The following is a 26263-nucleotide window of genomic DNA, read 5'->3' on the forward strand; positions in this document are numbered from 1 at the left end:
CGTTGCCTCGCAGTTCAGCTTGTAACTGCGCTGCAACGCACATTCCCAGTTGCGCAAAAAAGTGCCAGAATGTAAGAAATACTCTTACATTGGATGGCGATGATGGCACGTACCATGACGATCGATTTAGGCGATGAACTGCGCGAGTTTGTTGAATCTCTGGTTGAGTCCGGCGACTACCGTACGCAAAGCGAAGTGGTGCGCGACTCGCTGCGCTTGCTGCGTGAGAAGCAGGCGGAATCAAAGCTGGAGAATCTAAAAAAACTGATTCAACAAGGGCTGGATAGCGGCGTGGCTGAAGATTGGAACATTGACGATTTTCTTAAAAGAATGAGAGCCAGGGTAGGCATTGATGAAAAGGATGATCAAGATAATGAAGGAAGCCGATGAAGATTTAGAGTCGATCTGGTTCTACGGCTATTGGAACTTCGGCAGCAAAAAAGCGAAGCAATATGTGCTCATGCTGCATCAGCGTTTTAGTCAGCTGGCCACAAATGAGTTAGGCCGTAAGCGCCCAGAGTTGGGAAAAAATGTATTTGCACTACCGCACCGGGAACATGTCATTTATTACCGCTCGGAAGTTGAAAAGGTATTTATTGTGCGTGTGCTGCATCATTCGCAAGACGCTTTAGTTCATTTTCCTCAGCTTCACTGGCTTTAAAACAACAAGGGGACGATTTCTCGTCCCCTTTGTTTCGTAGGGTCGCCATTCATGGCGACCATGCCAACTACTGCAGCAGCGAAATATCCGCCACCTGCAGGAACAGCTGACGCAGCTGTGCCAGCAGCGTCAGACGGTTAATTCGCACCGCCTGATCGTCAGCGTTCACCATCACTTTATCGAAGAAGTTATCCACCGCTTCACGCAGCTGCGCCAGCTCAACCAGCGCATCCTGATAGCGACCTTCTGCAAAGTACGGCTGCAGCTTATCGCCCAGCGCGGTCACGAAGGTCGCCAGTTGGATCTCTTCGTTCTCTTTCAGCAGAGAAGCCTGCACGCTGTCATTCAGGGTTTCGGTCGATTTCGCCAGGATGTTGGACACACGTTTGTTGGCGGCGGCCAATGTCGCGGCCGCTTCCAGCGTGCGGAAGTGCGAAACCGCCTTCATGCGCGCATCGAAATCAGCCGGACGGGTTGGACGACGTGCCAGCACCGCCTGAATGGTGTCAACGCTGTGGCCCTCTTCCTGATACCAGGTACGGAAACGGCCCAGCATAAAGTCGATCACTTCATCGACCACTTTGCCGTTGCTCAGCTTGCTGCCGTAGAGGCGCACCGCTTCTTCGGTCAGCGTTTGCAGATCGAGCGGCAGGTTTTTCTCAACGATGATGCGCAGCACGCCCAGCGCGGCACGGCGCAGTGCGAACGGATCTTTGTCGCCTTTCGGATGCTGACCGATGCCAAAGATACCCGCAAGGGTATCCATCTTGTCGGCAATCGCGACGGCACAGGCCACAGGATTTGACGGCAGATCGTCACCGGCAAAGCGCGGCTGATACTGCTCGTTCAGCGCCACAGCCACATCTTCCGCTTCGCCATCGTGGCGCGCGTAGTGCATGCCCATCACGCCCTGCGTGTCGGTGAACTCGAACACCATGTTAGTCATCAGGTCACATTTTGACAGCAAACCGGCGCGGGTAGCGTGATTCACATCAGCACCAATCTGCGCGGCAATCCAGCCAGCCAGCGCCTGAATACGATCGGTTTTGTCACGCAGCGTACCCAGCTCTTTCTGGAACAGGACGGTTTCCAGACGCGGCAGATTATCTTCCAAACGCTTTTTGCGGTCGGTGTTGAAGAAGAACTCGGCATCCGCCAGACGCGGGCGCACTACCTTCTCATTACCGGAAATAATCTGCTGAGGATCTTTGGATTCGATGTTGGTGACGAAGATGAAATTCGGCAGCAGCTTGCCCGCCGCGTCGTACACCGGGAAGTACTTCTGGTCACCTTTCATGGTGTAAACCAGCGCTTCAGCCGGCACCGCGAGGAACTTCTCTTCGAATTTCGCCGTCAATACCACCGGCCATTCCACCAGCGAGGTCACTTCTTCCAGCAGGCTTTCGCTCAGATCGGCGATGCCGCCAATCTTCTGGGCCGCTGCTTCCGCGTCTGCTTTGATTTTGGCTTTACGCGCCGCGTAATCCGCCACCACTTTGCCGCGTTCCAGCAGCAGCTGCGGATACTGATCGGCGTTGTCGATGGTGAATTCTGGCTCGCCCATAAAGCGATGGCCGCGAATCACGCGATCGGACTGAATGCCCAGAATCTTCGCGGGGATCAGCTCATCACCCAGCAGCAGCGTAACGGTGTGCACCGGACGCACAAACTGCACGTCGCTCGCGCCCCAGCGCATCAGCTTAGGAATCGGCAGCTTGCTCAGCGCGGTAGCGACCATCGCTGGCAGCAGCGCCTGCGCGCTTTCGCCGGTGATGGCGGCGCGATGCACCAGCCATTCACCTTTGTCCGTGCTCAGACGTTCCGCCTGCGCCACGGTGATGCCGTTACCACGCGCCCAACCTTCGGCCGCTTTGGTGGCGTTGCCATCGGCATCAAACGCAGCGGCAATAGCCGGGCCACGTTTCTCCACTTCGCGATCGGGCTGCGCGGCAGCCAACTGGGCCACTTTCAGCGCCAGACGACGCGGCGCAGCAAACCAGCTCACTTCGCCGTGCGCCAGACCGGCGCTATCGAGTTCAGCGGTGAAGTGCGCAGCAAAGGCTTCTGCCAGGCTGCGCAGCGCTTTCGGAGGCAACTCTTCGGTGCCAATTTCCACCAGGAAAGTTTTATCGGTCATGGCTGCCTCTTACTTGTTTTTATTGCACATCGGGAAGCCAAGCGCCTCACGGGACGCATAATAGGCTTCCGCCACGGCTTTCGTCAGGGTGCGGATACGCAGGATATAGCGCTGGCGTTCGGTAACCGAAATCGCTTTACGGGCGTCCAGCAGGTTAAAGCTGTGCGCCGCTTTCAGAATGCGCTCGTAAGCCGGCAGCGGCAGCGGTTTTTCCAGCGCCAGCAGCTGCTGCGCTTCTTTCTCATACTGCTCGAAGCAGGTGAAAAGGAAGTCAACGTCAGCGTATTCGAAGTTGTAGGTCGACTGCTCCACTTCGTTCTGATGGAACACTTCGCCGTAGGTGGTTTTACCGAACGGACCGTCGCTCCACACCAGATCGTAAACGCTGTCTACGCCCTGAATGTACATCGCCAGGCGCTCTAAGCCGTAGGTGATCTCGCCGGTGACCGGCTTACACTCCAGGCCGCCAACCTGCTGGAAGTAAGTGAACTGCGTCACTTCCATGCCGTTCAGCCACACTTCCCAACCGAGTCCCCACGCGCCGAGCGTTGGGTTTTCCCAGTTGTCTTCGACAAAGCGAATGTCGTGGATGGTGGGATCCATACCCAGCTCTTTCAGCGACCCAAGGTACAGCTCCTGAAGGTTGTCCGGGTTGGGCTTAATCACCACCTGGAACTGGTAATAGTGCTGTAAACGGTTCGGGTTTTCACCGTAACGTCCATCGGTTGGACGACGAGATGGCTGCACGTAAGCGGTCGCCATCGGCTCTGGGCCTAAGGCACGCAGACAAGTCATCGGGTGTGAGGTGCCGGCGCCCACTTCCATGTCCAAAGGTTGGACAATGGTGCAGCCTTGACGCGCCCAGTAATCCTGCAAGGTCAGGATCAGGCCCTGAAAGGTCTTGGTATCAAACTTTTGCATGTTGAATTCGCACGCGATACGGATCGGTTAAAAAAAGAGTGCGCCAGTATACCCTTTGACCGCGGATTGTGCAGCCGGAAATCCAGGCCAGCGGCCAGGCGATTGCAGCAGGGTTTTGCAGGCAAAAACTGAACAATAAGAAAATCGTATACGATTCACATTCGTCACTATTTATCTCAACAAAAACCTCATTAAAACCTTAAATTTCATCATATTGATAGATATATCAGCAAATCCTATTACGTGACGCACATCACCTTTTTGACCCGATGGTTAAAAAACGCGCATTGGCACTCGTGTAATCGTATACGAAATTGCGGTGAAACAGTTTTGCCTGAGATTTCACCATGAAGATTGCGTTGAGTTATCCCGGAATGAACGCCAGCGACCGCCCAATGGGTCCTGCGCCGCTCTCTGCCGCCGTGCTGCACGAACCGATGCTGTTTATTTCCGGCCAGGTGGCGATTGATCCCTACAGCGGCGAGATGATGGGCAACGACATCGCCAGCCAGACGCGTCAGGTGCTGAAAAACGTCGGCGACCTGTTGAGCGAAGCGAACATGACCTTCGACAACGTCGTTCGCGTCACCATTTATCTCACCGATCTCAGCACCTTCAGCGCGATGAACGCCGCTTACAGTGAATTCTTCCAGTTCCCTTTCCCGGCGCGCGCCACCGTGGGCATTCAACTCAACCATCCTGACCTGCTGGTCGAGATGGAAGTGACGGCGATGCGCTGATGCATATTCATATCGAGAACGACGCCAGCGCGCCGCGCGCACTCCATCTCTCCGTCGAGCAGCTGCAACTGCAGCTCGACGCGCATCCGCCGTTGCGCGGCCACTTCACGCTGAGCGAAAACAGCGATGCGGCGCAGACCGCCGACTTCCTCGCCCGCTGCGACATTCTGTGGAGCGGCCGCAAGCTGGCACTCGATCAGTTCAGCACGCCGCGCCTGGGTTGGGTGCAGGTGATGTCGGCGGGCGTTGAGCAGTGGCTGGCGCACTGGCCGCAGGGCGTAACGCTCACCAATGCCTCTGGCGTGCACGGCGATAAAGGGGCCGAATTCATTTTGATGGCGGCGCTGATGTTCAACTTCGGCATTCCCGGTTTTCTGCAGGATCAGGCGCAGCGTGTGTGGCGTCCAACCTTTGGCGGCTGCGCACGCGGCAAAATCGTGCTGCTGTTGGGCGTTGGCGGCATTGGCGCTGCAGCGGCAAAACTGCTAACGGCGCAAGGCTATCGCGTGATTGGCGTGACGCGCAGCGGCCAGTGTGATGCCAACGTGGCGCACTGCATCCGCATTGACGCGCTCGACGATGTGCTGCCGCAGGTGGATGTGGTGGTGTCGACGCTGCCGCTGACGCCACAAACCCACAACCTGTTTGATCGCCGCCGCTTCGATCTGCTGCCCGTACGCGCGGGCATCGTGATTGTTGGCCGCGCCGATGTGTTTGATTACAGCGCGATGCGCGAAAAACTCAACGCAGGCGAACTGGCTGGCGCGGTACTGGATGTCTATCCGCAAGAGCCGTTACCGGCAGACGATCCGCTGTGGCACACGCCCGGCGTGGTAATGACGCCGCACTGCAGCCTTGACGATCACAGCGCCTACCTCGCCGGATGCCTTGAGGTGTTTATCGATAACCTGGCGCGTTTCCGCCACGGGCAACCGCTGCGTAATCAGGTTGATCCGGCACGAGGTTATTAAGGGTGCGCTTTTCCCCTCACCCTAACCCTCTCCCATAAATGGGAGAGGGGATGAATAGATTTCCAGCCCGCACTATCGGCTCCCTCTCCCGCTTGCGGGAGAGGGCTGGGGTGAGGGACAAGCAGCACCCAAATACCAAAGACGTTCATAAATCACAAGGTCATCGCTTTCTCATTCACCAGCATCAGGGGAACCTTATTATGAAATTTGCACGCACTGCTTTGTTAATCTCTGGCCTCAGCTGCAGCTTACTGGCGGGCCTCTCCAGCGCCCACGCAGCCAGCACCGATCCCATCACGCCTACCGCTAGCGACTTCGCGGCGATGGCGCAGTGCAAAGCACTGCAAACCAAATATCCCTCGCTGAAAGGCAAAGATCTGGTGGTTGGCCTCGGCGGCTACACCAAAGGCTTTGAAGCGCCATCGGAAAAAGATCCCAGCATCATTGAAGGGCTTGATCCTTCACTGTTCGAGCGCATCAGCAGCTGCCTCGGCGCGAAACACAGCTACCAAAGCGGCTCATTCAACGTGCTGCTCACCTCCATCTCCAGCGGACGCGCCGATATCGGCCCGATGCTGTACGTCACCGAAGAGCGCATGAAGCAGATCGCCTTTGTCGCCTCAATGCAGGTGCAGGATGGCTCAGTGCTGGCGCAAGGCAACCCGAAGAAAATCAACAGCGTCGATGATCTGTGCGGCAAAACCGTCGCCGCCGCAGCGGGTTCGTACGAAGCTAACAAACTGGTGCCGGAGCAAAGCGCCAAATGCAGCGCCGCTGGTAAGCCAGAAGTAAGCATGCTGATGGTGCAGAACACCGACAACAGCATTCAGGCGGTGAAAAGCGGTCGCGCGGACGTTTATCTGACCGAAGCCGGTTCAGCCATTGCCATCGCCAAAGCGGACAAATCGCTGCAAAGCGGCTTCACCGTGGATCTGCCGATCATGGTTGGCTTCCCGATCGCCAAAGACAACGCCACGCTGCGCGCAGCGGTGCTGGACGCGATGAAGGTGATTCAGGAGAGCGGCGCACAGAAAAAACTGCTGGATTACTGGGGCCAGGGCAGCGCTGCCGAACGTCCGGTGGTTGCGCGTGGTTAATGCATAAACTCAGCCGCCTCGGTGACGAAACCGAGGCGTTGAGGAGGATAACGCCTTGGATGATTTTCTTAAGTACCTGACTTTCCCCTACTTGTGGGAAGGCGCTGTCATCGCCGTGCAGCTGTTGGTTGGCGCGCTGGCGGGCGGCATTTTGATTGGCTTTTTCCTGGCGTTAGCCAGCAGCTCAAAGCATTGGTTTATTCGCGTGCCGGTGAAAATCTACATCTATACGCTGCGCGGCACGCCGGTGCTGCTGCAGCTGATTCTGCTGTACAACGTGCTGCCGGAATTTGGTCTGCGTTTGAGCCCGTTCACCAGCGCCCTTGTCGCCCTGATGATCAACGAAACCGCCTTCTGCGCCGAAATCATTCGCGGCGGCATTATGGCGACCGATCGCGACCAAAGCATGGCAGCGCAGGCGTTCGGTTACTCGCGCAGCAAAGAGATGATTCACGTGGTGATTCCGCAGGCGCTGCGCGCCATTCTGCCCACCATGGGCAACGAAACCGTGGGCTTGCTGAAATCCACTTCGCTGGCTTCGGTGGTGGGCGTCAATGAGTTGACGATGCGCGGTCAGGCGATTGTGTCGCAAAACTTCCTGTTTATTCCGGTGCTGGTCGCCTCGGGCGGCATCTACCTGATTCTTTCCACGCTGCTGGCGGGCGGTCAGTGGTGGCTGGAGAAGTTCTACAACCTTGATGAACGTGCACGTCGGGCACGTGCGCGTCTGGCGAAACTACCGCCAGAAGCGGAAGTGATGCCGATGCAGCTACCGAAACGACGCTGGGATACGCAAACCGCCGCGCCGGTGCTGGAAGTGGATCAGCTGTGCGTTGAGTACGCCGGTAAAGCGGTACTCAAATCGCTGTCGTTAACCGTACGTCGCGGCGAAGTGGTGGTGCTGCTCGGTCGCTCCGGTTCGGGCAAAAGTACGCTGCTGAAATCGATTCTGGCGCTGACGCCACGCAGCAGCGGCACTATTCAAACCGAAGGCCACTTTATGGGCAGCGACGAAAACGGTCGCGCGCTGGCGCAGCGTCATCTGCCGCTGAACCGCGCCAAATCAGGCATTGGCATCGTGTTCCAGCACTTCGCATTGTTCGATCACCTCACCGCGCTGGAAAACGTGATGAGCATTCTGCTGCGCGTGCAGGGCGCACAGCCGGAAATCGCGCGCGGCAAAGCAATGCGCGCGTTGAAAATGGTAGGACTCGGTGATTTCGCCGCCTCGCTGCCGCATGAACTTTCCGGCGGACAGAAGCAGCGCGTCGGCATTGCGCGTGCGCTGGCGGCAGAACCGCAAATCCTGCTGTTTGATGAGCCGACTTCCGCGCTCGATCCCGAGCTGGTGCGCGAAGTGAACCAAACCATGCGCAGCCTGGCGCAAACCGGCATCACCATGATCATCAGCACCCACGACATCGCATTTGCGGCGGGCGTGGCCGATCGCGTGGTGTTCCTGCAGAACGGCGCGCTGATTGAAGAAGGCCCACCGACGATTCTGCAAAATCCGCAAACGCCAGCGTTTGCCACCTTCCTTGAACATGAAAATGCTGTGGAGGCGCAACATGCCCATGCGCTTTGAACTCACGGCACGCGAACGCCTTGGCGAGGCGCTGTTCCGCTATATGCAGGGCCAACCGGCCGATGCGCTGGGTAACGAACCCGATGCCAATCAGCAGGCGCTGCGCCGCTTTCGTCTGTTACCGCGCGTGCTGCAGGGCAATGAAAGCATCGACACGCAGATTTCTCTGCACCAGCAAAACTGGTCCGCGCCGATTGGCGTCGGCGCATTTGCCGGTGACCGTATTTTCCATGAAGAAGGTGTGTTGCCGATTGCGCGCGCCTGCAAACGTCTGCAACTACCGCTGGTGATCTCCGAAGAGACCGTCACGCCGCTGGAGCAGATTGGTGCGGAGTACGATCGCTGCTGGCTGCAACTGCGTGCGGCGGGCGATGTTGGCCGCATCAAAGAAATAATCGATCAGGCCGCGCAGGCCGGATTCAAAAATATCGTGCTGACGGTGCTGGCACCGGTGCATCCGGTGGCCGGATTACAGCCCGGCGGCTTCTCAATTGGTGATGCGTTAAAACAGCGCGGCTGGCACACCATCGGCGGCACGCAGCCGGGCGTAGAGCCGCTGCCGGCTTTTCCGGTGTGGCGCTGGCAGGACATTGACGAGGTGGCGGCGCACTGCGCCGATCATCATATTCCGCTGTGGCTGAAAGGTATTTTGCATCATGACGATGCGGCGCAGGCCGCGCAGCACGGTGTCAGCGGTTTGATTGCCTCGAACATTGGCCTGCGTCAGAGCGCGCGCTGGGCCACGCCGGTCGATCAGCTGCCCGATTTGCAGGCGGTGACGCGTCTGCCGCTGCTGCTGGATGGCGGCGTACGCTGCGGCAGCGATGCGGTGGTGGCGCGCTGTCTTGGCGCGTCGCTGTCGCTCAGCGTGCGACCGATCATCAGTGCGTTAGTCGCCGGTGGCGAAAGCGCGGTATTCGATCTGCTGTCCGGCTGGATCAATGAAATCACCGCGATCAGCCATTGGTGCGGCGTCAGCGATATGGCGGCACTGAACGGCAGTTTTATCACCGTAATGCCGCAGTAGTTGATTCGTAGGGTCGCCATTCATGGCGACCGAATAATGCATTAAAACTCTATTTAAAGAGGTACGTGGCAATGCAGACATTGATTTTCAATCAAGGCGATGCCAGCGAATCCCGCATCTATTACTGCGCGCACTATCTGGCGCAGAGCCTTGGCCTGTTTGCCGCCGAACAAGTTGATGTGATCTTCACCACCAGCGAATCGGGCGGACACACGGTACAAGGCGGCCAGGTTCCCGCAGTGCTGAATCGCGACGCCGATCTCACGCTCGGCGGCCCGATGGTGGTGATGAAGCATTTTCAGCAGCACGGCGCGGAGCTGCAGTGTTTCTGCGCCTCGGTGGCGGCCAATCCGTGGTTTCTTGCGGCGGCACAGGCGCAGCCGGATTTTCAGCTCAGCGATCTGCGCGGTAAACGCGTGCTGGATGTCGGCAATGTCGGTACCGCCACGCTGACGTTCCGCTGGCTGCTGGCGCGTCACGGTTTGCAGCATGATGTCGAGCTGATCGCCGGTAGCGGCGACCAGGCGCAGGATTTCGCTGCGGTTGCCAATGGCAAAGCCGATTATGCGCTGCACGCCATGCATATGCTGGCGCCCGCCATCGCCGCCGGACAACTCCACAGCATTAGCAGCCTCGCCAGTTTATGCGGCCACGTACCCTGGAGCGCCTACATCGCCCGCGCCGATGTGCTGCAGGAAAAAGCCGCTGCCTTCGCCGCCTTCTCCCGCGCCATTGCGCAGGCGCTGACGTGGATGGCGAACCATGACGCCACTGAACTGGCGCAACAGGTGCAGGCTTTTTACCCCGATTATCCGCGCGATGCGCTGGTGCACGGCCTCGCCGCCTATCAACAGGCCGGCGTGTTTGCGCCAGATTGCGTGATTCCGCGCGCCGAATTTGCGCATTTCAGCCAGCTGTTAACGGCTATCGGCTGGCTCGACTCTTCACAACTGGTGCCGTACACGGCGCTGGTGACGCAGGCAGGAGCAGAGTGATGAAACAGCTGATTATTAATGGTTTGGTGGTGACAGAAACCCGCGCTGAACTGGCCGATCTACTGATCGAAAACGGCAAGATCAGCGGCGTATTATCGCCTGGCGCCATCACGCACGGCGTTGATGAAGTGATTGATGCGCAAGGCTTGATCATCGTGCCTGGCGCGATTGATGTGCATACCCATTTCACCGGCTCGCACGATTTCCCCGAGCAGGAACTGCGCGAAGGCACGCGCGGTGCAGCGGCGCACGGCGTCACCACCATCGTCGAGATGCCGCATTCGCTGCCACCGGCGACATCGCTGGCTAACTTCAGCGCAAAGAAAAGCTGGCTGGCAGACAACTGCTCGGTGGATTACGCCATGTGGGCTGGACTGGATGGCCGCAACGTACATGAACTGGCGGCGCTGGATCAGGCCGGTGCGCTGGCCTTCAAAGCTTTCCTGTGCAGCGGCGCGCCCAACGGTGAAGCCACCGACCAGAAAGGTTTGCCGCGTCTCGACGATGACGGTTTGCTGCGTGCCATGCGCGAGCTGGCCACTTTCGACGGGCTGATTGGTGTGCACGCGGAAAACCACGAAATTCTGATCGGTGCTGGCAGCGAACAGCGTCGTGCCGGACGCAAAGATGCACGCGCGCATGCGCTGGCGGGGCCGGAAATCGCCGAGATCGAAGCGGTGGGACGCGTGTTAGCGATTGCCGAAGAGACCGGCGCGCGCTGCCATATCGTGCACGTCAGCTCGGCGCGCGCGGCGGAAACCATCGTCGCCGCCAAAGGCCGCGTACGCGCTAGCTTCGAAACCTGTCCGCACTATTTACTGCTCGACGAAGACGATCTGGTACGCATCGGCCCCAACGCGCGCTGTGGCCCGCCGATCCGCCCGCGTCCGGTGGTGGATGCGCTGTGGCAAGTGCTGCTGCGTGGCGATATCGACATGATCGCCTCCGACCATTGTCCGTACACGCCCGCACAAAAGCAGGCGGGTGAAGCCAGCATCTGGGATGCGGGCATGGGATTAACCGGCGTGGAAACCCTCAGCCCGATGTTCTTCAGTGCGGCCCATAGTGAACGTGGCGTGGCGCTCAGCGAGTTTGCGCGCATGACCGCCAGCGGACCGGCCAAAGCTTTCCAGCTGTGGGGCAAAAAAGGGGCGATTGCGCCCGGCTTCGACGCCGATTTGGTGTTCTACGACGCTACCCAAAGCTGGACGGTGAGCGGCGCGAATTTTCAGGGACTCGGCAAGTGGAGCGCATTTGAAGGGATGCGCTGTCAGGGTAAAGTGGTGCGCACATTGATTCGTGGCGTCACGGTATTCCAGGATGACCAGATGCAGGTTGAGCCTGGCTTCGGTCAGTTCGTGACCCGACAGGTTTAAACAGGACAAATAACATGGCAGGAAAATCCTCTACCGCTCGTCGTAAAAACAGCGCCCCGCTGGCGCAGGATGCGGCCACCGATAACAGCTGGAATACCGCGCGTCCGCGCACGCTGGTCGATCACGCCGTGGATGCCATTCTCAGCGCCGCCTCGCGCGGCCTGATCCTGCCCGGCGACCGTATCGCGGAACCGGAGTTGGTGGCCAAACTCGGCATGAGCCGCGTACCGATTCGTGAGGCGCTGCGCATTCTGGAGAGCCAGGGCATCGTCACCAGCGAGCCGTACAAAGGCATTCGCCTGATGGAGATTTCGCATCAGCGGCTGGAGCAGATTATCGATGTGCGCATCCCGTTGGAGACGCTGGCCTGTCGCCGCGCGATTGAGGCCGGACGCAACAGCGCCGAGCAGCTTAATCAGCTCTATCAAGGCGTGGCGCAGATGCAGGCGATGATGCAAAACGATGACGTTTACGGCTTTGCCTCCGCCGATACCGATTTCCACCGCACGCTGTGCAGCTTCGCGCACAACCCGGTGCTGAGTAATTTGTGGGAGTCGATTGCCCGTCAGCTGACGGTGATTTTCGGCCTCTCCACCATGGGCAAATCGATGAGCGACATCATCGAGGAGCACCAGCGGCTAATTAATGTCTTTGCCGATGGCGACATCGCCAAAATGACCGACGAGGTTGAGAACCACATCCGCATTCAGGCGCTGGACGTGGATTACGAAACCCTGATTACCCAACGCCGCCAGCACCGTTCCGCTCTCGGCTAATTTCGCATTGCCTTTACACCAGGGAAAACACCATGAAAATCATTAACGTTGAGGCGTTTTACCTGCGCCTGCCAGTGATTGCGCAGCGCACCGACAGCTCTCAGGATGCGCTGCTGATCAAAATCACCACCGATGCCGGCATCACCGGCTGGGGCGAAGTGGATGGCAGTCCGTATGTCACCAAAGCCATCATCGAAGCACCCTATTCGCACACCATGGTCACCGGCCTGAAATCGCTGTTGATTGGCGAAAACCCGCTGGAAACCGGTCGTTTGTGGAAGAAGATGCACAAAGCCACCATCTATTACGGCCGCAGCGGCGCGGTGTTGCAGGCGATGGCGGGCATCGATATCGCGTTATGGGATATCAAAGGCAAAGCGCTCGGCAAGCCGATTGTTGAACTGCTGGGCGGCGCGATGCGCGACAAGATGCGCGTTTATTCCTCCAACATGTTCCAGTTCAGCGTCGAAGAGACGGTCGCGCGCGCCCAACACGCGATTGATACCGGCCATAGCGGTGTGAAGTTTGGCTGGGAGCCGTTTGGCACTGACGAAGCGCTGGATCTGCGCTATCTCGAGGCGCTGCGCAAAGCGATGGGCGATAACGTGGATTTGATGCTGGATGTCGGCCACGTGTGGGATGCCAAAACCACCATCCGCCGCAGCCAGCGCTATGAACATCTCAATCTGTTCTGGATTGAAGAGCCGCTGCATCCGGATAACTACGCCGGTTACGGCCAGGTTTCGGCGGCGTGCCAGCAGCATATCGCCGCCGGTGAGCAAGAGTGTTCGGTAACGGGTTTCCAGCGCCTGATAGATGAAGGCGGCATCGATATCGTGCAGATCGACCTGACGCGCACCGGCTTCACCCAGGCAATGGAGATCGCCAGCTACGCGCACAGCCGCGGACGCAAAGTATGTAACCACAACTTCACTACCGACATTAATACCGCCGCATCATTGCATTTCCTGTGCGCGATTGAGAATGCGCTGGTGATGGAGTATTGCGTCGAGCCGGGCGAGATCAGCCGCTCGCTGGCGAAGAATCCGGTGCGCATCGCCGACGGTTACGCGTGGCTGCCAGGCGAGCCAGGCCTCGGCGTTGAACCCGACGAAGCGGTGATCGAGAAGTTTTTGGTGCGTGATTAGCAAGGTCGCCATGAATGGCGACCCTACGACGGATCGGAATTGTTTTTGTAGGGGCGCCATTTATGGCGACCTGGTAACAGAGTGATCTGAATTACAGCGCAAAAGGTTGTTGCCGCTCGGCTCACTGGCTACCCTTCTTCGCAGCTAATGCAAGAGGACGCCATGCAGCAAAAAATTTACTGGATCGACAACTTACGCGCGGTTGCCTGCCTGATGGTGATCGTCATTCACACCACAACCTGGTATATCACCGGACCGATGGCGGTGACAGGCATGAGCTGGGATGTGGCGAACCTGCTTAATTCGGCGTCACGCGTCTGTGTGCCGCTGTTCTTTATGATCTCAGGCTATCTGTTTTTCGGCGAACGCAGCGCGCAAGGGCGGCATCTGCTGCGCATCGTGCTGTGCCTGCTGTTCTACAGCGCGGTAGCACTGGTCTATATCACCTGGCTAACGCCGATCAATGAAGGGCGATCGCTGCTTAAGCTGCTGCAAAAACCGGTGTTCTATCACCTGTGGTTCTTCTTCGCCATTATCGGCATCTATCTGTTATCCCCGCTGATTCAGGTGAAAAGCGTGGCGCCGCGCTATGTCGCCATGCTGGTGATCGTGCTGGCGGTGCTGGCGAATCCGAATACCGTGAGCCAATCGCTAGGGCCGTTCCACTGGCTGCCGGTGAATCTGTATGTCAGCGGCGACAGCATCTATTACCTGCTGTATGCGCTGCTCGGACGCGCGATTGGCTGCATGGAGACCGACAAGCGCAGCATCAGCTGGCTGGCGGGATTGGGCTTTGTTGCCTGCGTGGTTGGCATTGCGCTCGGCACCAAACAGATGCTGAAAATCAACGGCGCGTTCAACGATACCTGGTATCTCTACTGCGGGCCACTGGTATTTATTGCCGCCATCAGCTTGTTGATTTTGTTCAAAAATACCCTGAATCAGCGCGCGCTGCCGGTACTAGCCACTATCTCGCGCTATTCACTGCCGATCTACGGCTTTCACGCGCTGTTTATCCACTTTCTGCGCACCAATCACTACGACGATATGTCGCGTCCGTGGCTCGATTTGCCGTGGGTGATGGGCGTGACGCTGATCGGCAGCCTGCTGCTGGCGATGGGCTTACAGCGCGTGGATAAGCGTCATCTGGTGAGCTGATCGTCCCAGCGCTGGTGCGCGCGGCGCAGCTGGCGTGCCGAGGAGAATCCGGCGGCCAGCGCCGCTTTCTCCGCCGCTTCGCCCTGCTGCTGACGTTGCCGCGCAATCACTAAGCGCAACTGTTCGTGGTACTCGCGCACGCTGATGCCAAGATGCTGGCGGAACAGCCGCGTAAGGTGACGTTCGCTGACGTGCGCCCGCTCGGCCAGGGCAGTAAGCGACCAATCGTGTTCGGGATGGGCAATCATCACATCCTGCGCGCGATGAATCGCCGGATGCATATGATTGCGATAGCGCAGCCACGGCGACAGCTGTGGATCGTCGCCGGAGCGGCGGAACCACACCACCATTTCGCGCGCCACTTTCAGTGCCTGCGGCGCACCGCACAATCTATTGATTAAATGCAGCGCCAGATCGATACCCGCAGTAATGCCCGCGCTGGTCCAGATGCCGCCATCTTCGACGAATACCCGGTTATCTTTCACTAACGCCGCTGGCGCCGCTGCTTTCAGGCGCGGTAACACATCGTGATGCGTGGTGCACTGAATGCCATCCAGCAATCCCGCCTGCGCCGAGAGCAATGCGCCGGAACAGATGCATACCAGCGTGATGCGCTGATCGGTAATCGCTGCTTGCTGCTGGCGCAGCCAGTCACGCGCTATGGCTGCCGGTTCGGTATCGAAACAGACGCGCGAATTATATACGCCAGGCACCACCAGCAGGCTGTTTTCCGGCAGTTGCGCAGGCAACGGCGCGATGTCAGCGATGGTCATGCCGGTGGAGCACAGCACGCTCGGCTGCGGGCCGATGTAATGCAGCGTAAAGTGGCCGTCGGCCAGCTGCAGGGTTTCTGCGGGACCAGTGAGATCCAGCGCCATCACGCCGGGAAGCACGAGGAAGAAGACGGACTGCGGCATGGTGGGCTCCGGTTGGGTTTGCTGTGTTTTTTTCCCCCTCACCCTAGCCCTCTCCCGCAAGCGGGAGAGGGCACCGATCGAGCTAACGACTCCCTCTCCCGATTACGGGAGAGGGTTGGGGTGAGGGCAAATCAGGCCACTACATTCAACACAAAACCCTAATCATACCCGATAAAACCCCCAACACCCTGCCAAATCCAGCCATCACTCTCCCACATCAAGACATCAACGGCTGCAGCTGCTGATACAAGCGCGCAAACACCGCGCGCTGCGGCTGATACGCCTGATGCCGCGCCGCATCGGGTTGATGCCGCTGCGCCAGTTCAAGCGACGGCCATTCGCTCGCCGGATCAATCGCCAGCTGCGCCAGTCGCGCTGCACCCAGCGCCGGGCCGACTTCGCCGCCGTGACAATAATCCAGCGTCTGCCCGCTGATATCCGCCAGCATCTGACGCCAGTACGCACTTCGTGCACCACCGCCAATCAGCATCACGGTTTTCGGCTGCACGCCGCACTCATGCACCGCATCCATGCCTTCGGCCAGCGCGAAGCCCACGCCTTGCAGCACCGCGCGCGCCAGTTCTGGGCGGCCATGCTGATGCGTTAAACCAAAGAACGCGCCCTGCGCCTGCGGATTATTGTGCGGCGTGCGTTCGCCAGAGAGATAAGGCAGGAACCATACCGGCGGCACATCGCTGCGCGCTTTCTCCGCCTCACTCAGCAGTTGCGGCACGTCCTCACAACCGGTTAACGCCGCCGCCCAATCGAGACAGGAAGCCGCGCTCAAAATCACCGACATCAAATGCCAGCGCTGCGGCAGCGCGTGGCAGAAGCTGTGCACCGCGCGCTGAGGATTACTAAGATAACCGTCGCTTACCAGGAAATAGACGCCCGACGTGCCGAGCGACAGCATGCCTTGTCCCGGCTCGACCATGCCGACACCCACCGCGCCCGCCGCGTTATCGCCGCCGCCCGCCACCAGCGGCACCCTTTGCATGCCCCAGCGCGCGGCGACATCTGGCAATAACGTGCCGGTGATCTGATTACCTTCAAACAGTTGCGGCATCTGGCTGCGCTGCAACTCGCAGGCGCTAAGCATCTCATCGCTCCAGTCGCGCTGCGCCACATCCAGCCACATCGTTCCCGCCGCGTCCGACATATCGCTGGCGAAGTCGCCGCTCATGCGGAAGCGCAGATAATCTTTTGGCAGCAGCACTTTCGCCACCTGGGCAAACACCTGCGGCTCATGCTGTTTCACCCACAGCAGCTTAGGCGCGGTGAAGCCGGGCATCATCAGATTGCCGGTGATGTGACGCGAATCCGGCACGCGCTTTTCCAGTTCCTGACACTGCTCGCCGCTGCGCCCGTCATTCCACAAAATCGCCGGACGCAGCACCCGATTCTCGCTATCCAGCAAGGTGGCACCGTGCATCTGCCCGCTCAGGCCAATCGCCTTCACGCCGCTGAGATCGTGCTGCTGCGCCAGCGCCTGCATGGCACGATCGGTCGCCCGCCACCAGCTTTCGGCATCTTGCTCGCTCCATAACGGCTGCGGCCGCGACACCTCCAGCGGCGCACTCTCCACTGCAATCACTTTGCCGTGCGCATCCAGCAATGCCACTTTCACTCCAGAGGTGCCTAAATCGATGCCGATAACCATGCTGCGCTCCTGAAAAGTTAAAAATCAAACAAGTAGTGATTCACCAGATTCTCCAGCTGTTCCTGGCGTCCGCTACGATGTTGTGGATTGAATTGCTGTTGTTGCGCCTGTTCCGCCAGCGCGGCGAGGGAAAATTCGCCCTTCAGAATCTGCTGTCCGAACTCACCGTTCCAGCCGCTGTAGCGCTGTGCCACACGCTTATCCAGCTCGCCGTCCGCCACCATGCGGGCCGCGACTTTTAACGCCAGTGCCATGGTATCCATTGCGCCGATATGGCCGTAAAACAGGTCATATTTGTCGGTGCTCTGACGGCGAACTTTGGCATCAAAGTTTAAGCCGCCGGTGGTGAATCCGCCCGCTTTGATAATTTCGTACAGCACCAGCGCATTCTCTTCCACGCTGACCGGGAACTGGTCAGTATCCCAGCCACACTGCATGTCGCCACGGTTAGCATCCACCGAGCCAAAAATGCCCAGCGCGATGGCCGTTGCGATTTCATGATGGAATGAGTGGCCCGCCAGCGTTGCGTGGTTAGCCTCCACATTCACTTTGATCTCTTTCTCTAACCCGAACTGCTTCAGGAAGCCATAAACCGTTGCCACATCATAGTCATACTGATGTTTTGTCGGCTCCTGCGGCTTGGGCTCAATCAGCAACATGCCATGGAAGCCGATCTTATGTTTGTGCTCTACCACCATCTGCATAAACCGGCCAATCTGCTCGCGCTCCTGGCGCAGGTCGGTATTCAGTAAGGTTTCATACCCTTCGCGCCCGCCCCACAGCACATAGTTCTCGCCGCCGAGGGTTTGCGTGGCCTGCATGGCGCTGCACACCTGACTGGCGGCCCAGGCAAAAATTTCTGGATCCGGATTGGTTGCCGCACCCGCACCGTAACGCGGATGGGTAAAGCAGTTGGCGGTTCCCCACAGCAGTTTCACGCCGGTTTCCTGCTGTTTTTCCAGCAACTTATCCGTCATCACGGCAAAGTTTTCACGATAGCTTTTCAGCGAATCGCCTTCCGGTGAGACATCCACATCGTGGAAGCAGTAATAAGGCACATTCAGTTTATGGAAGAACTCAAAGGCGACATCGGCCTTTTGTTTCGCCAGCTCAAGCACATCTCCCGGCTTATGCCACGGACGATCAAATGCCCCAACGCCAAACATATCCGCGCCGTTCCAGCAGAAGGTATGCCAGTAACAGGCCGCAAAGCGCAGATGCTCCGCCATGGTTTTACCGAGAATCACTTCGTCCGGGTTGTAATGACGAAACGCCAGAGGATTGCGGGTATTACTCCCTTCATAACGAACGCGATCAAGCTGGTCGAAATAGGCGTGCATAGTTAGCTCCTTAGCATGAGGACCCGAATGGTCAGCTTTGAGCGGTTATTGTGATGATGTAATTTACTGCTGCTCAATTACGATATTTAACACTCGACGTAAGATAATTATTATTTGTGCGCCAGCTCGCAAAATAATGTCGTTATTTTCATTCCGACTTCTCGACTTCGTTTTTTCTGAAAGCGTTGAAATATCGATCGCGCTCATAAAATCGCAAATAAACCAAAAAACGTAATAGCCGGATAAAAATCAGTAATTGATGTCATCTGAAACTCAGGGCAACAATTCATCGGCCTGGTTATAAGCCTTACAACGACAACAGCCTCAACCTACAGGATTAATACCATGAACATGAAACAATCACTGTTGGCCGCCTGCGCGGCTCTGGCCCTGTTTAGTCACGCGGGTAGCGCTAAAGAAGTCAAAATCGGTATGGCTATTGATGATTTACGTCTGGAACGCTGGCAAAAAGATCGCGATATCTTTGTTAAACAAGCCGAATCACTGGGCGCCAAAGTGTTTGTGCAATCGGCCAACGGCAACGAAGAAACGCAGATGTCGCAAATTGAAAATATGATCAATCGCGGCGTCGATGTATTGGTCATCATTCCTTATAACGGTCAGGTTTTAAGTAACGTGGTGGCGGAAGCGAAACGTGAAGGCATTAAAGTGCTGGCGTATGACCGCATGATAAATAACGCCGATATTGATTTTTATATCTCATTCGATAATGAAAAAGTGGGCGAATTACAGGCCGAAAGTATTGTAAAGCAAGTGCCTAAAGGTAATTACTTCCTGATGGGCGGATCGCCGGTGGATAATAATGCGCGCCTGTTCCGTGCCGGTCAGATGAAAGTGTTAAAACCTTATATTGATAATGGCAGCATTAAAGTGGTCGGCGATCAGTGGGTTGATGCCTGGCTGCCGGAAAATGCGCTGAAAATAATGGAAAACGCCTTAACCGCGAACAGCAACCACATTGATGCCGTTGTAGCGTCGAATGATGCCACCGCAGGCGGTGCCATTCAGGCATTAAGCGCGCAGGGACTTTCCGGCAAAGTCGCGATCTCCGGTCAGGATGCCGATCTCGCCGCCATCAAACGCATTATGAATGGCACGCAAACCATGACGGTTTACAAACCTATCACTGAACTGGCGACCGAAGCGGCCAAAATCGCGGTGGAACTCGGTGACGACAAACAACCCGCCAGCAACAGCAAGCTCAACAACGGCCTGAAAGATGTGCCATCGCGCCTGCTGAATCCTATTCCGGTCAACAAAGACAACATTGAAAGCACGGTAGTTAAAGACGGCTTCCACAAGCAGAGCGAACTCTGAGGCGCGAGCCCGCGAAGGAGATATGTCGATGTTGCTGGAAATGAACCATATCACCAAACGTTTCGGCGCGGTGAAAGCACTGGATGACGTGAGCCTGCAGCTGGAAGCGGGTGAAGTGATGTCGCTGTGCGGCGAAAACGGCTCGGGAAAATCGACGCTGATGAAGATCCTGTGCGGCCTTTATCCGCACGGTGACTTCGAAGGCACTATCCATTTTGCGGGCGACGAGATTCAGGCGCAGACCATTCGCGATACTGAACGCAAAGGGATCGTGATCATCCATCAAGAGCTGGCGCTGGTGCGGCAGCTGACGGTGATGGAGAACATTTTCCTCGGCGCTGAGCTGGGGCGTTTCGGCATGGTGGATGACGAAACCATGACGCTGCGCTGCCAGCAGCTGCTGGAGCGGGTCAAGCTGCATGTCTCGCCGGATACGCGCGTCGGCGAGCTGGGATTAGGCCAGCAACAGCTGGTGGAGATTGCACGCGCCCTGAATAAACAGGTGCGCCTGCTAATCCTCGACGAGCCGACCTCTTCGCTCACCGAACAGGAAACCGAGGTGCTGCTGAGCATCATCAAAAACCTGCGCGAACACGGCATCGCCTGCATCTACATCTCGCACAAACTCAATGAGGTAAAGGCGATTTCGGACACCATCTGCGTGATCCGCGACGGCCAGCATATCGCGACCCGCGCGGCCGCCGGGCTGAGTGAGGATGACATCATCACTATGATGGTCGGGCGCGAACTGACGGCGCTCTATCCGCATAGCCCACACGAGATTGGCGAAACCCTGCTGCAGGTGGAGAACCTCACGGCGTGGCATCCCATCAACCGCCATATTCGCCGGGTGGATAACGTCTCTTTCAGCCTGAAGCGCGGCGAAATCCTTGGCATTGCCGGGCTGGTCGGTGCCGGGCGAACCGAAACCGTGCAGTGTCTGTTTGGCGTTTGGCCGGGGCGCTGGCAGGGCGATATTCGCATCAACGGTAAGAAAGTCCGTATCAATGACTGCCGCGCCGCCATCGCTCACGGCATCGCAATGGTGCCGGAAGATCGCAAAAAGGATGGCATCGTGCCGCTGATGGGCGTGGGCAAAAACATCACGCTGGCCGCGCTGGACCAATTTAGTCACCGACTTTCGCTGCTGGATGAAGCGCAGGAGCAGCAGGCAATTAACCAGGCCATTGCACGCCTGCGGGTAAAAACCTCGTCGGCAGACCTGCCGATTGGTCGCCTGAGCGGCGGGAATCAACAGAAAGCGATCCTCGCTAAATGCCTGCTGCTCAATCCAAAAATCCTCATTCTTGATGAGCCGACGCGCGGCATTGATGTGGGCGCGCGCCAGGAAATTTATCTGCTGATTAATTCGTTAGTGCAGCAAGGGATTGCCGTGATTGTCATTTCGTCTGAGCTGCCCGAAGTACTGGGCCTGAGCGATCGGGTTTTGGTGATGCATGAAGGCAAAGTCAAAGCCGATCTGATTAACGATAACCTGACTCAGGAGCAGGTGATGGAAGCCGCCCTGCGGAGTGAACACTATGTTTAAGACCGAAAGTACGCAACGCGGCCTCACCACGCCGGGTAAAGGTGCGCCAGGTAAAGTCTCGCTGCCGAATCTGCAGGTGCTGGTGATGCTGGGTGCGATTGTGCTGATCGCCCTGTTCTTCACCTGGACCACCGACGGTGCGTGGCTCAGCGCGCGTAATGTTTCCAACCTGCTGCGCCAGACCGCCATCACCGGCATTCTTGCGGTCGGCATGGTGTTCGTCATTATCTCAGCGGAAATTGATCTCTCAGTCGGTTCGATGATGGGATTGCTTGGCGGTGCCGCGGCCATCTTTGACGTCTGGCTCGGTTGGCCGTTGCCGCTCACCATCGTCGTAACTTTAGTGATGGGCCTGCTACTCGGCACCTGGAACGGCTGGTGGGTGGCCTATCGCAAAGTCCCGTCGTTTATTGTCACGTTGGCGGGAATGCTGGCGTTTCGCGGCATTCTGGTCGGCATCACCGACGGCACAACCGTAGCGCCCACCAGCCCAGCGATGTCGCAGATTGGGCAAAGCTATCTGCCTGGCGGGATCGGTTTCGGCTTCGGCTTTGCCGGTCTGGCGCTGTTTATCCTCTGGCAATGGCGCTTGCGTCTGCGTCGCCAACAGCTGGGTCTGACGCAAACCTCCTTCAGCGGTGCGCTGGTGCGACAGGTCATCACCGCTGTTCTGGTGTTAGGCGCGATCTGGCTGCTTAACGATTATCGCGGCGTACCAACGCCGGTGTTGCTGCTGGCGCTGTTGCTGCTCGGCGGCATGTTTATGGCAACGCGCACGGCTTTTGGCCGCCGGATTTATGCCATCGGTGGCAACCTGGATGCCGCGCGCCTTTCCGGCATTAATGTGGCCCGCACCAAGCTGGCGGTCTTCGCCATCAATGGCGTGATGGTGGCGATTGCGGGCCTGATTCTCAGCTCACGCCTTGGCGCGGGTTCACCATCGGCAGGCAACATCGCCGAGCTGGATGCCATCGCCGCCTGCGTGATTGGCGGCACCAGCCTGGCGGGCGGCGTTGGCTCGGTAGCAGGCGCGGTCATCGGCGCATTTATCATGGCTTCACTGGATAACGGCATGAGCATGATGGATGTCCCGACTTTCTGGCAGTACATCGTCAAGGGCGCCATCCTGCTGCTGGCGGTGTGGATGGATACCGCGACGCGCCGTCGGGTGTAATCGCGTGGGGGATCACAATGTGGCGCAAATTCTTTCTGCTGTCCGTCGTGCCATGCTATGCAAGGTGCTGTCGATTTAGGAGAGTGCGCCACGATGCATGAGAAACGCTTTCGCATTACGTTGCTGTTCAACGCCAATAAGGTTTATGACCGCCAGGTGGTTGAGGGCGTCGGTGAGTATTTACAGGCATCTCAAACGGATTGGGACATTTTCATTGAAGAGGATTTTCGCTGTCGCATCGACAACATCCGGGAATGGCTGGGCGATGGAGTTATCGCGGATTACGACGATCCCTCAATTGAAAAACTGCTGGCCAACGTGTCGGTGCCGATTGTCGGTGTTGGTGGATCGTACCATCAGCCGCAGGATTATCCGCCCGTGCATTACATCGCCACCGACAACGCCGCGCTGGTCGAGAGCGCCTTTTTGCATTTGAAAGAGAAAGGCGTGAACCGCTTTGCTTTCTATGGTTTGCCCGCAGCCAGCGGCAAACGCTGGGCGCAAGAACGTGAGCATGCGTTTCGCCAGCTGGTGGCGCGTGAACGTTATCAAGGCGTGGTCTATCAGGGCATGGAAACAGCGCCGGAAAACTGGCAGCATGCCCAAAACCGCCTGGCTGATTGGCTGCAAACGTTGCCACAGCAAACCGGCATCATCGCCGTCACCGATGCGCGTGCGCGCCATTTGCTACAGGCTTGCGAATATCTCAAAATTCCGGTACCAGAAAAGCTCACAGTGATCGGTATCGATAACGAGGAACTGACGCGTTATCTGTCGCGCGTGGCGCTCTCGTCCGTGGCACAGGGTTCGCGCCAGATGGGTTATCAGGCGGCAAAACTGCTGCATCGCCTGCTGGATAATCAGCCTCTGCAACTGCAACGAATTCTGGTGCCACCGGTAAAAGTGATTGCGCGCCGCTCCACCGATTTCCGCTCCTTGCACGACCCGGCGGTGATTCAGGCGATGCATTACATCCGCTTCAACGCCTGCAAAGGCATCAAGGTTGAACAGGTGCTGGATGCCATCGGCATCTCACGATCGAATCTGGAAAAACGCTTCCGTGATGAAACCGGCGACACCATTCACGCCATGATTCACCGCGAAAAACTGGAGAAAGCGCGCGAACTGCTGGCGTGTTCTTCATTGAGCATCAATGAGATCTCACAAATGTGTGGCTACCCGTCGCTGCAATATTTCTATTCGGTGTTTAAGAAGAGTTATGCCAACACGCCGAAGGAGTATCGGCAGCTTCACGGTGAAAACGTGCTGTGACGCACGGCTAAGATCAAGAATTCCGCCGCGATTGTCGCTATACTCCTGCGGCATCTTCAAAGGAAGATCGTCGTCTCCGGTGAGGCGGCCGGATTTCAAATCCGGTTGGGGCCGCCAGCGGTCCTGGGCAGGTTCGACTCCTGTGATCTTCCGCCACTTCTGTTACACACATCATAAATTGCCTTGCCCTGACCAGCGTTAATATACTTTTTCACCGCATCCCGTCATAGCTTCTTAAGCTGACAAATGAACTGAAATAAAAACGCCGCGAAAATCAGAAATAAAAATGATGCGCTGCCCTTTCTGCCGCCATTCGTTAAATACTAAAAAGCACTATTGTAAACCTCTATTATCTTACACTGATAGACTTATATTTTTTACTGGCTGAGGAACTTTATTTTAATCGATTAAAATTACCATACTCATCAAAATAAACCTTACTTTTTATTTTTTCTTTGGCATTGGACTATCTTTATTAACATCAACCATATCGAGGTTATATAAATCAAAGTTTATGTATTCCTTAGATGTTGTTGGAGACTTGTATAGTCTTGGCTTACCATAGATAAATACAAAGGCTGTGGGCTTACTCATAGAAGAAATTGAAGAAATCCTTTTGGTCACTAATTTTTTAATCGGATATTTCTCAATTAATTTATCACCAATAAATAAAGTAACAGGTAAAAGTACCCCAAGCTTATTTTTAAGACGTTTTTTAAACTTTACTTTATATCCATTTTCGTGCCTATCTACATAAGCCCAACCATAATATATCAAGCTATGATCAGGTAAACTCTCAAAATCTTGCTCCCAAATTAACTTAAAGAATGAAGGGTAAGGGATGCTACTTCCACTTATATTTATAATTCTGTTACCAACTGTTCTATCCGCAGAGTATCTGAGAAATCTACTGACAGTTGTTCTAACCGAATAAATGCTACTGATAAAACCGGTTTGCTTGATATTGTATTCTATCGATTTACTTTTATAGCTTCTCTTTTCGCTTACATCTTCTTCAATATTATTTTTTTTATCTTTCACATCATAATACGAATCAGGTCTTGTTAGAAAAAATGAATCGACCACTGATAAATCAACAGACTTTTTATCATTATTACCTTCACTAGTAATAACCTCCAATATTTTCAGCGGGACCTTATTGAAAACCTCACAATTTTCACCATGATCTCCATATACCCTAAAATGTGGTACAACTCTCATATTGTGGGTTTCTTCATCGATATTGGCGCACGTCACTTGGGCATTACAGTTATCGCCAGGACAAATGAAAGCTTTTTTGTTAGTTATTAGGCCTGACCAGTAAAACTCATAAGCTTTATCAGCATCAATAAAATCTTCTATTTCTAAAGAGTAGGCAACATCTAAAGACATAACTAATCCGTGTAGTTTCATAAAGATAAAAATAAATTTAATTTATAACGCTTAAATCATGAACGATCAACCATTAATAGCCCCAACATGCCAATTATAATACATATTAAACACAAAAAAATTTATCACCAAAAAAAATTAAATTGCTGGAATATAAAACCATTAAAAACATCAAAATTAAGCATAAATTTTTAATAAAACAAGTAACGTACTCATTAACTACGTTAAACTTTGGGTCTTGATGGGCGTATTAATTTAACTATATTTATAACTTCTGTGATCTTCCGCCTCTAATTTTATCCCCTACCGCTAACTCAACAATCCCGCCCCCACATTCACCGACAATCCCAAAATCGCCAGATTGAACACGAACGAAATCACCGACTGCAACAGAGCGATTTGCCGCATATCCGTGGTGCCCGTTGCCACATCGGCGGTTTGCGAAGCCACCGCGATGGTGAAAGAGAAATAGAGAAAATCCCAGTATCCCGGCTGCTCGGGCTTTTCGGGAAAGATCATCGGCGTGACATCTTTGCTGCGACGCAAATAGTGATGATGCGCGTAATGCATGGCAAATGAAGTGGGAAGCAGCGCCCATGAGACCACCAAGGTTGCTGCTGTTAGCAGCAGATGCAGTACACGCGGCGTTCCTGTCAGACTTTTCAGAGTGGTGAGTTCCATCAGGATCGCCAGAATGCTAACCATGCAGGTGAGCGTCACCATACTCAGTACCAGCGTCGCGCTTTCATCTTCGATTTTCGCAATATGCGGAATGTCTTTGGCCTCCGTACCTAACATGCGCACCCACAGAAAAGCGAGATAGAGCCATGCCAGCACGTTCCAGCCAATCAGCAGACGCTGCAACATGCCCAGATGTGCAGGCAGGAAAAAATAACAGGCCACGCCAGCCACAATCGAAACCAGTAAACGCAGGCGTGCGCGAAGGTAATGCATCAGGGAAAGGCTCATGGTGTCAGAGGCTTAGTGAAAGAAGGTGGATAGGTTAACTGTAGACGCTGTTAATGAGGT

23 protein-coding genes and 1 tRNA gene are annotated in these 26263 nt (G+C 56.0%); 17 read left to right on the plus strand and 7 right to left on the minus strand.

What is annotated here, in order from left to right; genetic code table 11:
• Positions 1 to 102: 102 nt before the first annotated feature.
• Both RTM06_RS02795 and RTM06_RS02800 read left to right on the plus strand, forming a co-directional pair.
• Positions 103 to 390 carry a type II toxin-antitoxin system ParD family antitoxin gene (locus RTM06_RS02795; RefSeq protein ID WP_154156978.1) on the plus strand — a complete coding sequence of 96 codons (288 nt, stop codon included), beginning with the start codon at positions 103 to 105 and terminating at the stop codon, positions 388 to 390.
• On the plus strand, positions 374 to 661 hold the full coding sequence (locus RTM06_RS02800) for a type II toxin-antitoxin system RelE/ParE family toxin (protein ID WP_258144274.1): 288 nt from the start codon (positions 374 to 376) through the stop codon (positions 659 to 661). Before RTM06_RS02795 ends, RTM06_RS02800 begins: the two co-directional genes overlap by 17 nt.
• A 67-nt stretch (positions 662 to 728) precedes the next feature.
• On the opposite strand, the gene glyS is transcribed toward RTM06_RS02800, so the two are convergent.
• Both glyS and glyQ read right to left on the minus strand, forming a co-directional pair.
• Positions 729 to 2798 (minus strand): glycine--tRNA ligase subunit beta, encoded by a 2070-nt coding sequence (gene glyS, locus RTM06_RS02805; RefSeq protein WP_091004167.1) that lies wholly within the window; start codon positions 2796 to 2798, stop codon positions 729 to 731.
• Positions 2799 to 2807: 9 nt separating this feature from the next.
• Positions 2808 to 3719 (minus strand): glycine--tRNA ligase subunit alpha, encoded by a 912-nt coding sequence (gene glyQ, locus RTM06_RS02810; RefSeq protein ID WP_008105242.1) that lies wholly within the window; start codon positions 3717 to 3719, stop codon positions 2808 to 2810.
• A gap of 347 nt (positions 3720 to 4066) precedes the next feature.
• Here glyQ and RTM06_RS02815 point away from each other — a divergent pair, with 347 nt between their 5' ends.
• The 10 genes from RTM06_RS02815 to RTM06_RS02860 all read left to right on the plus strand — a co-directional run bounded on the left by RTM06_RS02815 (position 4067) and on the right by RTM06_RS02860 (position 14592).
• Positions 4067 to 4459, plus strand: coding sequence for a RidA family protein (locus RTM06_RS02815; RefSeq protein ID WP_312179805.1), 393 nt, complete (start codon positions 4067 to 4069; stop codon positions 4457 to 4459).
• Positions 4459 to 5430: a D-2-hydroxyacid dehydrogenase gene (locus tag RTM06_RS02820; RefSeq protein ID WP_312179807.1), complete on the plus strand. Its 972-nt coding sequence runs from the start codon at positions 4459 to 4461 to the stop codon at positions 5428 to 5430. The genes RTM06_RS02815 and RTM06_RS02820 overlap by 1 nt, the downstream gene beginning before the upstream one ends.
• Positions 5431 to 5630: 200 nt before the next feature.
• Positions 5631 to 6527 carry a transporter substrate-binding domain-containing protein gene (locus RTM06_RS02825; RefSeq protein ID WP_312179809.1) on the plus strand — a complete coding sequence of 299 codons (897 nt, stop codon included), beginning with the start codon at positions 5631 to 5633 and terminating at the stop codon, positions 6525 to 6527.
• Positions 6528 to 6582: 55 nt separating this feature from the next.
• Positions 6583 to 8112, plus strand: a complete 1530-nt coding sequence (locus RTM06_RS02830) for an amino acid ABC transporter permease/ATP-binding protein (RefSeq protein WP_258144269.1) — start codon at positions 6583 to 6585, stop codon at positions 8110 to 8112.
• Positions 8096 to 9139, plus strand: a complete 1044-nt coding sequence (locus RTM06_RS02835; RefSeq protein WP_312179813.1) for an alpha-hydroxy acid oxidase — start codon at positions 8096 to 8098, stop codon at positions 9137 to 9139. Before RTM06_RS02830 ends, RTM06_RS02835 begins: the two co-directional genes overlap by 17 nt.
• A gap of 71 nt (positions 9140 to 9210) precedes the next feature.
• A complete protein-coding gene (locus RTM06_RS02840) occupies positions 9211 to 10134 on the plus strand; it encodes an ABC transporter substrate-binding protein (RefSeq protein WP_312179815.1) in 924 nt (307 codons plus the stop codon).
• Complete coding sequence (locus RTM06_RS02845) at positions 10134 to 11510, plus strand: amidohydrolase family protein (RefSeq protein ID WP_312179817.1); 1377 nt, start codon at positions 10134 to 10136, stop codon at positions 11508 to 11510. The genes RTM06_RS02840 and RTM06_RS02845 overlap by 1 nt, the downstream gene beginning before the upstream one ends.
• 14 nt (positions 11511 to 11524) lie before the next feature.
• A complete protein-coding gene (locus RTM06_RS02850; protein ID WP_312179819.1) occupies positions 11525 to 12286 on the plus strand; it encodes a GntR family transcriptional regulator in 762 nt (253 codons plus the stop codon).
• A gap of 32 nt (positions 12287 to 12318) precedes the next feature.
• Positions 12319 to 13434 (plus strand): mandelate racemase/muconate lactonizing enzyme family protein, encoded by a 1116-nt coding sequence (locus RTM06_RS02855; protein WP_312179821.1) that lies wholly within the window; start codon positions 12319 to 12321, stop codon positions 13432 to 13434.
• Positions 13435 to 13596: 162 nt separating this feature from the next.
• Complete coding sequence (locus RTM06_RS02860; RefSeq protein WP_265301510.1) at positions 13597 to 14592, plus strand: acyltransferase; 996 nt, start codon at positions 13597 to 13599, stop codon at positions 14590 to 14592.
• Here the strand turns inward: RTM06_RS02860 and RTM06_RS02865 are convergent.
• The 3 genes from RTM06_RS02865 to xylA all read right to left on the minus strand — a co-directional run bounded on the left by RTM06_RS02865 (position 14577) and on the right by xylA (position 18509).
• Positions 14577 to 15509, minus strand: a complete 933-nt coding sequence (locus tag RTM06_RS02865; RefSeq protein ID WP_154156925.1) for a GlxA family transcriptional regulator — start codon at positions 15507 to 15509, stop codon at positions 14577 to 14579. The two genes, RTM06_RS02860 and RTM06_RS02865, sit on opposite strands and share 16 nt — an antisense overlap.
• 217 nt (positions 15510 to 15726) lie before the next feature.
• Positions 15727 to 17169, minus strand: coding sequence for a xylulokinase (xylB, locus tag RTM06_RS02870; RefSeq protein ID WP_312179826.1), 1443 nt, complete (start codon positions 17167 to 17169; stop codon positions 15727 to 15729).
• Between the two features lie 17 nt (positions 17170 to 17186).
• Positions 17187 to 18509, minus strand: a complete 1323-nt coding sequence (gene xylA, locus RTM06_RS02875; RefSeq protein ID WP_312179828.1) for a xylose isomerase — start codon at positions 18507 to 18509, stop codon at positions 17187 to 17189.
• Between the two features lie 345 nt (positions 18510 to 18854).
• Between xylA and xylF the strand changes: the two genes are divergently transcribed.
• The 5 genes from xylF (at position 18855) to RTM06_RS02900 (ending at position 23998) form a co-directional block, all read left to right on the plus strand.
• Positions 18855 to 19847 (plus strand): D-xylose ABC transporter substrate-binding protein, encoded by a 993-nt coding sequence (gene xylF, locus RTM06_RS02880; protein ID WP_008105256.1) that lies wholly within the window; start codon positions 18855 to 18857, stop codon positions 19845 to 19847.
• Positions 19848 to 19869: 22 nt separating this feature from the next.
• Positions 19870 to 21396 carry a xylose ABC transporter ATP-binding protein gene (locus tag RTM06_RS02885; RefSeq protein ID WP_312179830.1) on the plus strand — a complete coding sequence of 509 codons (1527 nt, stop codon included), beginning with the start codon at positions 19870 to 19872 and terminating at the stop codon, positions 21394 to 21396.
• Positions 21389 to 22570, plus strand: coding sequence for a xylose ABC transporter permease XylH (xylH, locus tag RTM06_RS02890; protein WP_312179832.1), 1182 nt, complete (start codon positions 21389 to 21391; stop codon positions 22568 to 22570). The genes RTM06_RS02885 and xylH overlap by 8 nt, the downstream gene beginning before the upstream one ends.
• A gap of 93 nt (positions 22571 to 22663) precedes the next feature.
• Positions 22664 to 23842, plus strand: coding sequence for a D-xylose utilization transcriptional activator XylR (gene xylR / locus RTM06_RS02895; protein WP_061719296.1), 1179 nt, complete (start codon positions 22664 to 22666; stop codon positions 23840 to 23842).
• A gap of 61 nt (positions 23843 to 23903) precedes the next feature.
• Positions 23904 to 23998, plus strand: a tRNA-Sec gene (locus tag RTM06_RS02900).
• Positions 23999 to 24286: 288 nt separating this feature from the next.
• Here the strand turns inward: RTM06_RS02900 and RTM06_RS02905 are convergent.
• On the minus strand, positions 24287 to 25234 hold the full coding sequence (locus tag RTM06_RS02905; protein ID WP_312179835.1) for a hypothetical protein: 948 nt from the start codon (positions 25232 to 25234) through the stop codon (positions 24287 to 24289).
• 309 nt (positions 25235 to 25543) lie between these two features.
• Complete coding sequence (locus RTM06_RS02910; protein WP_312179837.1) at positions 25544 to 26203, minus strand: DUF1345 domain-containing protein; 660 nt, start codon at positions 26201 to 26203, stop codon at positions 25544 to 25546.
• Positions 26204 to 26263: the final 60 nt, after the last annotated feature.

Origin of the sequence: Pantoea sp. CTOTU46764 (assembly GCF_031974595.1) — a bacterium.
GTDB lineage: Bacteria > Pseudomonadota > Gammaproteobacteria > Enterobacterales > Enterobacteriaceae > Pantoea > Pantoea trifolii.